This window comes from Ruminiclostridium papyrosolvens C7, assembly GCF_000421965.1.
Classification (GTDB): domain Bacteria; phylum Bacillota; class Clostridia; order Acetivibrionales; family DSM-1351; genus Ruminiclostridium; species Ruminiclostridium papyrosolvens_A.
Map to the genome: position 1 here is coordinate 1 of NZ_ATAY01000069.1, position 13,200 is coordinate 13,200.

At 38.4% G+C, this 13,200-nt stretch carries 11 protein-coding genes; all 11 read right to left on the bottom strand.

Annotation, left to right across the window (positions count from 1 at the left end):
- Window positions 1–936, bottom strand: a 936-nt coding sequence (locus L323_RS0120940; protein WP_031342256.1) for a translation initiation factor IF-2 N-terminal domain-containing protein, incomplete at its 3' end; no start/stop codon positions are given.
- Window positions 923–1,261 carry a L7Ae/L30e/S12e/Gadd45 family ribosomal protein gene (locus L323_RS34640; RefSeq protein ID WP_020816263.1) on the bottom strand — a complete coding sequence of 113 codons (339 nt, stop codon included), beginning with the start codon at window positions 1,259–1,261 and terminating at the stop codon, window positions 923–925. The genes L323_RS0120940 and L323_RS34640, both read right to left, overlap by 14 nt.
- Window positions 1,254–1,526, bottom strand: a complete 273-nt coding sequence (gene rnpM, locus L323_RS34645; RefSeq protein WP_020816264.1) for an RNase P modulator RnpM — start codon at window positions 1,524–1,526, stop codon at window positions 1,254–1,256. The genes L323_RS34640 and rnpM overlap by 8 nt, the downstream gene beginning before the upstream one ends.
- Before the next feature lie 60 nt (window positions 1,527–1,586).
- Window positions 1,587–2,735, bottom strand: coding sequence for a transcription termination factor NusA (gene nusA / locus L323_RS34650; RefSeq protein WP_020816265.1), 1,149 nt, complete (start codon window positions 2,733–2,735; stop codon window positions 1,587–1,589).
- A gap of 33 nt (window positions 2,736–2,768) precedes the next feature.
- On the bottom strand, window positions 2,769–3,227 hold the full coding sequence (gene rimP / locus L323_RS34655) for a ribosome maturation factor RimP (protein WP_020816266.1): 459 nt from the start codon (window positions 3,225–3,227) through the stop codon (window positions 2,769–2,771).
- A 357-nt stretch (window positions 3,228–3,584) separates the two neighbouring features.
- The gene (locus L323_RS34660) at window positions 3,585–7,886 is read right to left on the bottom strand and encodes a PolC-type DNA polymerase III (protein WP_020816267.1); all 4,302 of its coding nucleotides are present in this window, start codon (window positions 7,884–7,886) and stop codon (window positions 3,585–3,587) included.
- Window positions 7,887–7,956: 70 nt separating this feature from the next.
- Window positions 7,957–9,018 carry a flavodoxin-dependent (E)-4-hydroxy-3-methylbut-2-enyl-diphosphate synthase gene (gene ispG / locus L323_RS34665; protein ID WP_020816268.1) on the bottom strand — a complete coding sequence of 354 codons (1,062 nt, stop codon included), beginning with the start codon at window positions 9,016–9,018 and terminating at the stop codon, window positions 7,957–7,959.
- Window positions 9,019–9,027: 9 nt separating this feature from the next.
- On the bottom strand, window positions 9,028–10,314 hold the full coding sequence (rseP, locus tag L323_RS34670) for an RIP metalloprotease RseP (RefSeq protein WP_020816269.1): 1,287 nt from the start codon (window positions 10,312–10,314) through the stop codon (window positions 9,028–9,030).
- Window positions 10,315–10,348: 34 nt separating this feature from the next.
- Complete coding sequence (locus tag L323_RS34675; RefSeq protein WP_020816270.1) at window positions 10,349–11,494, bottom strand: 1-deoxy-D-xylulose-5-phosphate reductoisomerase; 1,146 nt, start codon at window positions 11,492–11,494, stop codon at window positions 10,349–10,351.
- A gap of 34 nt (window positions 11,495–11,528) precedes the next feature.
- Window positions 11,529–12,356, bottom strand: coding sequence for a phosphatidate cytidylyltransferase (locus L323_RS34680; RefSeq protein ID WP_020816271.1), 828 nt, complete (start codon window positions 12,354–12,356; stop codon window positions 11,529–11,531).
- 57 nt (window positions 12,357–12,413) lie between these two features.
- A complete protein-coding gene (locus tag L323_RS34685; RefSeq protein WP_020816272.1) occupies window positions 12,414–13,169 on the bottom strand; it encodes an isoprenyl transferase in 756 nt (251 codons plus the stop codon).
- Between the last annotated feature and the right edge of the window lie 31 nt (window positions 13,170–13,200).

The window sequence follows — 13,200 nt, forward strand, 5'->3', positions numbered from 1 at the left end:
GTTGTAATGTCCCTGCGGTCTGTCTGTCCTTTGAACAGGTCTCTCCGTTACCGGAACGTTGTTTACAGATGAATTGCCATTTTGAGCAGTCACCTGTTTTTCAGTTTTACCATGAGATTCTTCGTTACCGGATGATCCCGTCTCTTCCGGCTTCTTGGTACCAACGCTCTGCTGTGGCTTAATCTCTGGCTGTGCAGATGGTTGAGCACTCTCAGGCTTACTAATGCTTTTTTGCCCTTCTTTTTCAGCGGCAGCAACCTTATTGTTTAACTGTGCTGATTCCTTATTTGAGCTATCATTTAATACTTTAGATTCATTTCCCTTGTTATCCGCCACAATTTTTTCCTCTTTATGAATGTCCTGATTTATTTTTGAATTATTTAAAATTTCTTCTTTTGGTGCCGGCGCTTCCTTTGGCACTATCTTTTGGGCTTCATTCCTATTGCCTGCCGAATTCTGTTTATTTTTAAAATCCTGTTTAACATCCCTTACAAATCCGGGTCTTAAACCTGATGTACTTGATTCCACTTTGACATAATCATTTCTGTAATTTTTCTTTTGGACATTTTTTGTTTCATTCTTTGAAAAATTGTTAGACTGCGACGAATCATCTGTTTTACTATCAAGAATTATTTCAGTCGTTCTGATAATTCTTGGTGCACTCTTATTATCTTTCTTTACTTCTTTTTTTACTTCTTTCTTCTTTTCTGCAACTGTATTAGTACTTTCTGCTACAGTTTTCTTTTCTCCAACCTCATTTTTTTTATCATCATGTCTTATAACACCTATATGCTTATATAGTGCATCTAATTCATGAGGTTCAAGAAGGCTCATATGATTTTTGACGTTTACATTTATCTCAGCAAGCTTTTCCATTAACCTTTTACTTGTAGTATTAAGTTCTTTGGCAAGCTCGTATATTCTAGCTTTTTCCAAAACCTTCACCCCCTGTTTCGTTTGTTGAATTATCTATTAATTTAAGAAGGCCATTTTTAAAATCTTTTGATATAATTGAAACTACCGCTCTTATTTCTTTACCAGTATACTTGCCAAGTTCAAGTTTTAGTCCGTACTCCCTGTACGGAACAGAGCGGTAATTACACATACTTTTAAATTTGTCCTTCGTGTTTTCAGAAGCATCATTTGCAACAACAACAAGTTCAGCCTTTCCGGACTTTATTGTCCTTTCACAGGTTTCATCACCCGATAACAGCTGACCTGCTTTCTTTGCAAGCCCTAATAAGGAATAAACCTTATCCATCGTTTTCCTCCAATTGGTTTTTCAGAATATGATAAATGTCCATGTCAATTGTAGTCTCAAAAGCCTTTTCCAGTCTTTTAGCCTTAATTGCCTGTTCAAGACAATCGGCACTTCTGCATATGTATGCACCCCTGCCAGGCTTTTTACCAACGAGATCAATACTGATTTCTCCCTCATTATTTTTTACCACGCGTATTAGTTCCCTCTTTGACTTCATTTCCTTACAGCCAAGGCACATACGCAATGGAATCTTTTTTTGCTTCATCCATCCACACCTTCCATATTTTAATTTAATATCTCAATTCTTCCCAAAGGTGGTAAAGGGTCATTCAATTATATTATCTTCATGGCCATCATTATCGTAATTTATACTGTCTGCATCTGTTTCATCCAAAAACCCGCTGTTTATGCTGTCATCAAACAGTTGTTTCTCAATTGACTGTCTCAGCTGGGATTCGCTCTTTATATCAATCTTCCAGCCGGTAAGCTTTGCGGCAAGTCTTGCATTCTGGCCTTCCTTTCCTATTGCTAATGAAAGCTGATAGTCAGGAACCACAACTTTTGCAGATTTCTCATTTTCGTCCACGTCTACCCTTACAACCTTAGCGGGACTTAAACTGCTGGATATATAATCTCTTGGATCGTTACTCCATTTAATGATATCAATTTTTTCGCCTCTGAGCTCATCAACTATAGCCTGAACTCTGGTACCCTTTTGTCCTACACAAGCTCCAACAGGGTCTACATTTTCATCCTTTGAGTACACGGCTATCTTAGTCCTTGAACCCGGCTCTCTTGAAATACTCTTTATCTCAACAGTACCATCATGTATTTCAGGAACTTCTAATTCAAAAAGCCTTTTTACAAGGCCCGGATGTGTTCTCGAAATCATAATCTGAGGACCTTTTGTAGTCTTTTTAACTTCTACAATATACGACTTCAAACGTTCATTAAACCTGTATTCCTCACCGGGAGTCTGCTCAGTAGGTCCAAGAACGGCTTCGGTTTTGCCAAGGTCTACTATTACATTTCTCTTTTCTATTCTTTGAATTATTCCCGTTACAATGTCGCTTTCCTTATTGTAGAACTCATCGTATATTATTCCTCTTTCCGCTTCTCTCAGTTTTTGAACAACTACCTGTTTAGCAGTCTGGGCAGCTATTCTGCCAAAGGATCTTGGAGTTACTTCCGATTCAACGTAATCCCCTATTTCTAGTGTAGGATTAAGTATTGCAGCCTCCCCAACAGATATGTCCATTGCCTCGACATCAGGGTCTTCAGCAATTTTCCTGAGTGCAAACACTTTTACATCACCTGTTACTCTATCTATATTTACTTTAACATTCATTGCTGAACCAAAGTTTTTCTTATATGCAGAAATAAGTGCAGCTTCAATAGCCTCAATAATTATTTCCTTCTTAATTCCCTTTTCTTTTTCCAGCTGTTCAAGAGCTAATATCAACTCAGCGCTCATCTTCTTGTCAACCTCCGTTTACTAATCAAATATTTAAAATTTAATGACCCTTTTTACTATAGCAACCTTATCTCTTTCAAACTGGATATCGTGACCATCCTGGTTAATTACAATAAAATTATCCTTTAAGCCAACCAATTCGCCTTCAAATATTTTTTTGCCGTCTATAGGTTGAAAAACCTTTACTTCAACAAGTTCGCCCTTATATTTAGTAAAGTCTTTCTCTGTTTTCAATGGTCTGTCAAGGCCTGGTGAAGATACCTCTAAATAATAGCTCTGATCAATAGGATCGTTTTTGTCAAGTAAATCACTTATCTGTTCGCTTACTGCCTGACAATCATCAATACTGATGCCGCCGGGCTTGTCGATATAAACTCTCAGGTACCAGTTGGCACCTTCTTTAACATACTCAACATCCACCAACTCATAGTTTAAATTTTCTACTACCGGTGATACAAGCTCTGTTACAGTTTGCTGAATATTTTTCTTCATGTTTTTTTCTGCCTCCGTAGTTAGGGTTTAAAGACCGGTTCAGTTTTGCCTTTTACTCTTTTTATGGCACAAATTTTCGAAACACAAAAACGTAGGCACTATAAGTGCCCTTGTAATAATTTTAACATGAACCAGACAGCTTACTGCCCTTATTATAAGTTTACCCAGTTATACTCTTTTTAAGACCCAATAGAGTTCGGATAAACAATAAAGAGTGGGATTTCCCACTCTCGGTAGTCAAGTCTATTAAACCTCTATCCTAGTGTATTATATCACTATTATTTCTAATTATCAACAATTTATTGCTGTTTTATAAAAAATTGCTACTATTTAAGGTACTTTTTCGTAATTGTTTTATTAAAATAAACAAAGCTGGTTACTCTCCGGCATTCCTTCAAGTACGTTATTTCTTTCCAGTATTTCAATAACCGATTTACTGATTTTCGCCTTGGTCCTAAGCTCGTCAATTGACAGAAATTCACCATTTTTGCGGGCTTCAACAATGTTCTGCGCCGCGGCTCCTCCCAGTCCCTGAAGCGCATTCAAAGGCGGCCTTATTCCTTTATCTTCAATTTTGAATTTACTTGCCTCTGAAAGGTACAAATCTATCGGGAGGAAGTTTATTCCTCTTGCGTACATCTCATTTACAACTTCGAGTATTGTAAGGACATTTTTCTCTTTCGTGGTAATATTATTACCTTTCATTTCAAATTCCTTTATTTTATTCCTCACCTTGTCCTGACCGTGAGCCATCATTTCAGCATCAAAATCATCGGCTCTTACCGTAAAGTACGTTGCATAGAAGGCTTCAGGATAATATACCTTGAACCAGGCTATTCTGAATGCCATCATAACGTACGCAGCGGCATGGGCCTTGGGGAACATGTACTTTATTTTTTTACATGATTGAATATACCAATCTGGAACGTTATTTTCTTTCATTATGGCTTCATACTCGTCCTTGACACCTTTGCCCTTACGTACATCCTCCATTATCTTGAAGGCAGTCTTTGGCGGGAGTCCTGCATGCATCAGGTAAATCATGATATCGTCACGGCAGCATATACTCTGGGATAGAGTAGTAATTCCGTCCCTGATTAAGTCCTGAGCGTTATTAAGCCAAACGTCGGTACCGTGTGAAAGACCTGATATCCTAATCAATTCTGAAAAGGATTGGGGTTTGGTGTCAAGAAGCATTTGTCTTACAAACTTTGTTCCAAACTCAGGAATAGCAAATGTTCCTGTTTCACTTCCTATATCTTCGGGCTTCACGCCAAGCGCTTCAGTGGAGCTGAACAAACTCATGGTTTTTTCTTCGCCTATGGGGATTGTTGTGGCATCCACTCCTGTTAAATCCTCAAGCATTCTGATTACCGTAGGATCATCATGGCCCAGAATATCGAGCTTTAGTATACTACCATGAAGAAAGTGGTAGTCAAAGTGTGTGGTTACTATATTAGACTGCGTATCGTCCGCAGGCCGCTGTATTGGCGAAAAATCAAATATCTCCTTATCCTTAGGTACTATCATTATTCCGCCGGGATGCTGTCCCGTAGTTCTCTTTATACCTGTACAGCCTTTTACCAATCTGTTTATTTCAGAATTTGTTACCACTATTCCTCTTTCATCCAGATAATTCTTAACATATCCGTATGCGGTTTTTTCGGCAACTGACGCTATAGTACCGGCTCTGAATACATAACCCTCTCCAAATAGTTCCTCTGTATATTTGTGCGCCACAGGCTGATAATCCCCTGAGAAGTTCAAGTCAATATCAGGCTCCTTGTCACCGTCAAAGCCAAGGAATGTTTCAAACGGAATATCATAGCCGTCTTTTTTAAGCTTGTTGCCGCAATTGGGACAGTCCTTTTCAGGCATATCAAATCCGCAGTCATAGGTACCGTCAAGAACGAATTCCGAATATTTGCACTTCTCACATACATAGTGAGGCTGCAAAGAATTAACTTCAGTTATACCCGACATATTTGCTACAAAAGACGATCCGACAGATCCTCTTGAACCAACCAGATATCCGTCACCCAGGGACTTGGAAACCAGCTTTTGTGCTATGAGGTACATAACAGCAAACCCATTTTTTATGATGGAATTCAATTCTTTTTCAAGTCTCTGTGCCACAACCTCCGGCAATTCTTCCCCATAAATTTCTTTTGCACGGGTCATAGCCATATTTTCTATATCCTGCTCCGCACCCTCTATATTTGGGGGATAAGTCCCCTCAAGCACCGGGGCGATACTCTCAATCATATCGGCTATAAGATTTGTGTTTTCTATAACCACTTCCCGGGCTTTTTCCTCACCAAGGTAGCTGAACTCCTCAAGCATTTCGTCGGTTGTTCTTAAATAAAGCGGTGCTTGATTGTCTGCGTCGGTGTACCCTTGTCCTGCCATTAGTATTCTTCGGAACACCTCATCCCTTGGATCCATAAAGTGAACGTCACAGGTGGCAACCACCGGCTTTCTATGCCGTTCTCCAAGTCTGATGATTTTTTTATTTATTTTCTTTAATTCTTCTTGGGATGAAACTTTTCCATTATTTATCAAAAATTGGTTATTTCCCAAGGGCTGTATTTCAAGATAATCGTAAAAACGGACTATTTTAGATATCTCATCTTCACTTTTGTTGTTTAGTATAGCTCTGTATAGCTCCCCTGCTTCACATGCACTTCCCAGAATAAGTCCCTCTCTGTATTCCATCAGAAGTTTTTTAGGTACTCTGGGCTTTTTGTAGAAGTACTTTAAGTGGGATTGAGAAACTATTTTATACAGATTTTTAAGGCCCACCTTGTTCTTTACCAAAATAATGGCATGATAGGAACTGGCTTTAAGGTTTACCTCCCCGTCAAATGCATTCTGTATATCCTTTATGCTTTGGCAGCCTTTTTCTTTAAGTATGTTTATACAATGCATAAATATTTTAGCCGTAGCCATTGAATCATCAACTGCTCTGTGATGATTTTCCAATTCAATTTTCAAATGCTTTGCAACTATGTTGAGCTTGTACCTGCCAAGCTCAGGAAACATTTTTCTGCAAAGCTCTAATGTATCTATATATGGGTTTTTAACCTTTTCACCCATTAATTTTGCATTTTGCTTTATAAATCCCACATCAAAGTTTGCATTGTGGGCAACGAGAACACTCCCTTGGATAAATTCCATGAATTCATTCAAAACTTGTTCAATAGGAGGTGCGTCCTTTACCATATCATCTGTGATACCTGTCAGTTTAACTATAAAGCTTGGAATTGAAACCTCAGGATTAACAAAGGCGCTGAACCTGTCAACAATCTGACCGTTTCTAACCTTGACTGCCCCAATTTCGGTAATTCTGTCCTGATGAGGATTTAAGCCTGTTGTTTCTATGTCAAATACTACAAAATCATCTTCCAGAGAATGTTCTTTCATATCATATACTATAGGTACACTATCATCCAGAAGGTAACACTCAAGTCCGTAAATAACCTTAATATTGTTTTTCTTTGATGCAGCGTACGCATCAGGATATGCCTGAACTATACCGTGGTCAGTAATGGCTATTGCCTTATGTCCCCATTGGGCAGCACGTTTTACCAGATCTTTTACTGCGGTTACTCCGTCCATTGAACTCATTTGAGTATGCAGGTGAAGTTCAACCCGCTTTTCTTCAGCATCGTCGTGCCTTATCTCTTTTTCCGTTTCAGTTATGTCAAATGCCATTATAGCAAGTTCTTTAGAGAATTTATCATACTGGGCATCTCCACGTATACGTAAACAAACCCCTTCCGTTATTCGCTCTGATATATTAGCGAAATCCTTCTTTTCAACAAACATTTTTACAGTAACAGAACTGGTGTAATCTGTAACATCAAATATGTAAATGAATTTTCCGCCTCTGATTTCCCGGGATTCTGTTTTAAAAACTTCACCTGCTATGGCGACCTTACCTGAATCGGGCGTTACTTCGGATATCTTCATAATACTGTCAGTAAAAGGCTTTCCTGCTATAACTCCCCTTACAGGCATTTCTCCCGACCCGGAAGATCTGAAATCTTGTTTTTTCTGTTTCTGATCTGCAGGCGGAGCAGTTATGGCGGAACTCACTACTCTTGCCTCGTTCTTAACTTTTTCTGCAACATACTCCTCAATTTTGGCATGGTCAACATGGATATCACAAAATTCAACCTTTACATTTTGGCCTATTGTATCCTTGATATGCTGTTCTAACATTGAATGGCAGTTTTGTGCTTTTAAGATATCAGACCCTGTTGTAAGCAGGTTTATTATTATTTTGTTACCTGAAATCTCATATTTAGAGCCGGGGAGTATACCTCTGCACAACGCTACCTTTGATGTAAGCATCTGGATAAGCTCATTCCACATAGTACAAAAGTACTCCTCAATGCTGAAATTCCTGCTGCACCTTACTTTTATAGTGAGATTTGGTGCTCCAAGCTTTTGCTTGAGACATTCTTCTGCTTTCATAATAAGAGCGATGCTTACAATATCCGGACTTATAGTATGTATTTCAATCTTGCTTGCCTTTATAAAAACACTCATTCTTTCTACTTTTAATTGCTTTAGAGTAGAAAATTCCCCGTCAAAATCCATTTCACCGGGGAATAAATCACATAAAAATCTATTTGTATTATTCGTACTGTCCATAGCTTGACCCCATTTTATCTAAATCATTTGTGCCTTATATTTTATATATCTGTTTTTTATTGGCACCAAACTACATCTGACTTATCTCTTTTATTAATTCCTCAACAACGTTTTCCTGAGGAATTTTTCTGATTATACGACCCTTTTTAAATAGCAAAACCTCATTTACACCGCCTGCAATACCTATATCGGCATCTTTAGCTTCTCCGGGTCCGTTTACGGCACATCCCATAATTGCTACCTTGATGTTTTTATTTAATTTTTCCAGCAAAGGTTCTATGCTGTTTGCTATATCTATAAGATTAACCTGAGTCCTCCCGCAGGTGGGACATGAAACAACCTCTACGCCTTCTTTTAACAATCCCAGAGACTTCAGTATCTGTTTTCCTGCTTTTATCTCTTCAACCGGGTCTCCTGTTAATGAAACCCTGATAGTATCACCTATACCCTCCGCAAGAAGACAACCTATCCCAACTGCGGATTTTATAGTCCCTTTATATACTGTACCTGCTTCTGTAACTCCAACATGTAAGGGATATGAACATTTCTCTGAGAGTAGCCTGTAAGCAGCTATTGTCATTGGTACACTAGAGGCCTTAATGGAAATCGCTATGTCATTAAAATCAACATCTTCCAGCATAGCTACATGTGCCAAAGCACTTTCCACCATACCTTCTGCTGTTACACCTCCAAATTTTTCCAGAATTCCTTTCTCAACCGAACCGGAATTAACACCGATCCTGATAGGAATTCCTCTCTCCTTTGCCATGCCGGCTACTATCCTGACCCTGTCATTACCGCCGATATTGCCGGGATTGAGCCGTATTTTGTCAACACCGTTTTTCATACATTCTACTGCAAGTCTGTAATCATAATGAATATCAGCAACAAGAGGAATTTTTACAAGCTTTTTTATCTCGCCTATGGCAGTTGCAGCTTCATTGTCAAGAATTGCCAATCGGACTATATCACACCCGGCCTCTTCAAGCCTTTTAATCTGATCAACAGTGGCCTTAACATCCCTTGTATCAGTATTGGTCATGGATTGAACGGAGATTGGAGAATCTCCTCCAATGAAGATATCTCCAACTCTTATTTTTTTGGTTTGTTTTCTTTGTATATAATCTTCCAATTTAAAACCCTATCCTCTTCCTATTCTTAATATATCATTAAACGTTGCATATATCATTAGCATAATAAGGAATACAAAGCCTATCATGGATATTAGTGCTTCTCTCTCAGGACTCAGAGGTTTTTTACGGATACCCTCAACAAGGAGAAGTACCAGCTTACTTCCGTCCAGTGCCGGGAATGGTATAAGGTTTACCAACCCAAGGTTCAGACTGATCATAGCCGTAAATGATAGGAGGTTTAATAATTTATCCATTACCGACGGCCCCTGTTGCACTACATCTTTTATGGTAGTAGTTATTCCTACAGGCCCCATAAGGTCACTTGCCGGAACTGTTCCTGTAAATAACCATCCGATTGAGTAATATATTGATCTTGCAATTGATATATTATATTTCACTGATTGACCCAAAGTTGCGAATACTCCGCTTTTTGTATGATTAAAGTCAACCCCTATTGCATAGTACTCAGGGTTTTTACCCTGCATAGGCACTACCGGAGTCAATTCAATATCCTTACCATTTCTGTTGACTGTTATAGTAACGTTATTCAACTTTATCTTGTCCAGTGCATTTGCTATATCCTGACGGGAATTAACAGGTGTTCCGTTAAGCTTTACAATCCTGTCTCCGTCTTTAACTCCGGCCTTAAAGGCTGGAGATTTGCTACTTACGTTTGCAACTACATTGGATTCACTGCCATTTTCAGCCTTAGGAGAAAAACCAAGCTTATACCCGGACATTCTGTCAGGTTTAAAACTAACAGTCTTACTTTCACCGTTTCTTTTTACCTGAAGGTCTATGCTCTCGTTGGTAAGAGGGTAAGCAAATATCTCAAGGTCATTTACCTGATATATATTTTTTCCATTATATTTTTCAAGAACGTCACCGACCTGTATTCCGGCCTTCTCACCAGCAGAACCCGGTAATACTGTCTTAACCTGGTTTGTATAAAAACCTGAGTGAGCCATAATTATAAATGCAAATACCACTGCTATAATTATGTTCATTATTGGCCCGGCTGCTATAATTGCAGCTCTTACGCCAATCGGTTTTCTGTTAAACGCCCTATCGTCATCAGAAGCTTCTTCTTCTCCTTCCATTTTTACATATCCGCCTAATGGAATCAGCCTTAAAGAGTAAGTTGTTTCACCTCTGACAAAGCTGAAGATTTTAGGCCCCATAAAGAGTGAAAATTCATTAACTTTTACATTGAATGCCTTTGCAACTAAAAAGTGACCCAATTCATGAATTATTATTAAAAAGCTCAAGGCCAATATAGCCAGTAAAATTCCCATACAATCCTCCATAAGCCGAAACCGGCAGATTAATTTAAATTATAAGTTGTTTTGCTGTTTCCCTCGCCCAGCAGTCTACTTCTATTATATCATCCATGCAAGGACAAATATTCACATTATGTCTTTGCATTACTTTTTCTATTGTTTCCGCAATTTCAGTAAAGCCTATACGATTATCCAGAAATGCTGCAACTGCAATCTCATTGGCAGCATTCATAGCCGCAGGCATTGTCCCACCTATCTCCAATGACATATATGCAAGACGAAGACATTTAAAGGTATCTATGTCTGGTTCCTCAAAAGTCAAAGGAGGACATTTAAGAAAATCAAGCTTTTTAAAATCATTTTGGCATCTGTCCGGGTAGGTTAATGCCAACTGTATCGGTATCCTCATGTCAGGCGAACCAAGTTGTGCCATAACCGAACCATCCACATATTGCACCATTGAATGTATTATGCTCTGAGGATGCACCAAAACCTGAATACTGTCCAAATCCCTCTGAAACAGCCATTTTGCCTCGATTACCTCAAGTCCTTTGTTCATAAGAGTTGCGGAATCAATCGTTATCTTGTTTCCCATACTCCAATTGGGATGTTTTAATGCCTGTGCAGGTGTTATATTTTTAAGCTCTTCTATTTTCTTACCCCTAAAAGGGCCACCCGAAGCAGTTATTATTATTTTTTCTACCTGCTTGTCTTTATTTCCTAAAAGACACTGGTATATAGCCGAGTGTTCACTGTCAACCGGGAATATTTTTACATTATTCCTTTTTGCCTCTTCCATCACCAGCTGTCCAGCAGTAACAAGTGTCTCCTTGTTTGCAAGTGCTATATTTTTTTTATGCCTGATAGCATGCATTGTGGGTATTAAACCGGCTGTCCCCACTACAGAAGTAACAACAGTATCAGTTTCAGAGTGCTCCACAACTCTTTTCATACCGTCCTGCCCCCATAGCACTTCTACTCCGGTATCCTGCAATCTATATGACATTTCTTTTGCCAACTCATTATTCCCTACCGAAACAATATCAGGCTTGAATTCACGCACCTGTTTCTCCAAAAGCTCTATATTTGAATTGGCTGATAATGCGGCAACTTTAACCCCAAGGTTCTTTGCCGCCTCTAGAGTTTGCCTGCCTATGGAACCAGTTGAACCGATTATGGATATAATTTTCGCCATTGTCACACCACCGTAACCTAAGAAAAGCTCTTAATTATTTTATGAATAGAACTAATACGTAATATATTACAGGAGCAACAAATAATATACTGTCAAACCTGTCAAGTACTCCACCGTGTCCCGGCATTATATTTCCAAAATCTTTTACATTTACATACCTTTTTATAGCGGATGCAGCCCAATCACCTATCTGTGATATAATTCCGCAGAATAGTCCCAGTAAAATCAATGCAACATAACTTACACTCAGTCCAAAGAAGTTATAAACAATGATAACAAAAGCTATCATAAGTAAAATACATCCTAGTATTCCGCCTATTGCACCTGCCAATGTTTTTTTAGGACTAATTTCAGGTATGATTTTTCTTTTTCCAAATAATCTTCCGAAGGTATAAGCAAGTGTGTCTGTACCCCATGCACCAATGAAAATCAGCCATATCAGTATGTTTCCGTATTCCAGGTTTCTAAGCATAATCAAAAAGCCCATGAGAAATGGTATGTATGCTATACCAAAAGCAGTTACGCAGACATCTACTATATTGTATTTCTTATGCCCAAACACAATAACTGCCATACTTAAAAAAATAATAAGGCAAACGGATATCCCTAACATAATGCCAATATCTATATTATACCATCCTGTCTTTTCAAGTCCCAAAATAATTAAAGGTATTATCGACAGGTATCCAACTATTTTTATAGGATGTATTCCTTTTGTTTTGGATATGGAATTATAAAATTCATATAAACCGATTGCAGCTATTATACTTACTGCGATTCCCAGTACGATAGACCCCATATACAGTACACCAATTAATAAAACCAATCCAACCAGTCCGCTTATTATTCTTGTTCTTGCCATAAGAACCCTCCATGTTATAAAACACTACATGAATAATTATATTCATGTTCCGTGTGATTAATTTTCTATTCCACCATACCGACGATTTCTTTTCTCAAAAGCTTTTATTGCCTCGGCAATATGACTCTCGTTCACATCAGGCCATAGTGTATCGGTAAACCAGAACTCTGTATACGCACATTGCCATAGCAGATAATTACTGATTCTCTGCTCACCGCTGGTTCTAATGAGTAAATCCGGCTCAGGTATACCTTTTGTATACAAATGCTGCTCCATTTGATTTTCATCTATATCATTTATTGTTAGTTTTCCGTCTTTAATTTTCCTAGCTATATTTTTAACTGCGTATAATATCTCAAACCTTGAACCATAGTTAAGGGCAATATTTAAATTCAATCCATTATTTACACTGGTCATCTTTTCAACTCTGGCAATTTCATTTTGCAGTTCCTCAGGAAGTCCGTTAATATCTCCGATAACCTTTATTCCTACATTACTTCCGTCCAGTTCTCTTTCTGCATTGCGAAGAAATTCCAAAAGCAGGTTCATAAGTGCATCAACTTCACTTTGGGGCCTTTTCCAATTCTCTGTGGAAAAAGCATAAACGGTTAAATGCTTAACTCCGACCTTCGAGCAATAAATGACAACCTTTTTAAGAGTCATTGAGCCTTCTCGATGTCCTACGTTTCTGGGTAAGCCTCTCTTTTTTGCCCATCTTCCGTTTCCGTCAGGAATTATAGCTATATGCTGCGGAATACATTGAAAATCATTGTCTAATTTCTTGTGGGGGAATATCTTGTTAAAAAACCCCATATATTTTCCAACTCCTATTTTTATATGTATT

Bases quoted from the DNA above. Each gene is read 5' to 3' on its own strand.
- nusA (WP_020816265.1), bottom strand. From the start codon at position 2,735: ATGAGCGCTGAGTTGATATTAGCTCTTGAACAGCTGGAAAAAGAAAAG.
- L323_RS34685 (WP_020816272.1), bottom strand. From the start codon at position 13,169: ATGGGGTTTTTTAACAAGATATTCCCCCACAAGAAATTAGACAATGAT.
- L323_RS34640 (WP_020816263.1), bottom strand. From the start codon at position 1,261: ATGGATAAGGTTTATTCCTTATTAGGGCTTGCAAAGAAAGCAGGTCAG.
- rnpM (WP_020816264.1), bottom strand. From the start codon at position 1,526: ATGAAGCAAAAAAAGATTCCATTGCGTATGTGCCTTGGCTGTAAGGAA.
- rseP (WP_020816269.1), bottom strand. From the start codon at position 10,314: ATGGGAATTTTACTGGCTATATTGGCCTTGAGCTTTTTAATAATAATT.
- L323_RS34660 (WP_020816267.1), bottom strand. From the start codon at position 7,886: ATGGACAGTACGAATAATACAAATAGATTTTTATGTGATTTATTCCCC.
- L323_RS34680 (WP_020816271.1), bottom strand. From the start codon at position 12,356: ATGGCAAGAACAAGAATAATAAGCGGACTGGTTGGATTGGTTTTATTA.
- L323_RS34675 (WP_020816270.1), bottom strand. From the start codon at position 11,494: ATGGCGAAAATTATATCCATAATCGGTTCAACTGGTTCCATAGGCAGG.
- rimP (WP_020816266.1), bottom strand. From the start codon at position 3,227: ATGAAGAAAAATATTCAGCAAACTGTAACAGAGCTTGTATCACCGGTA.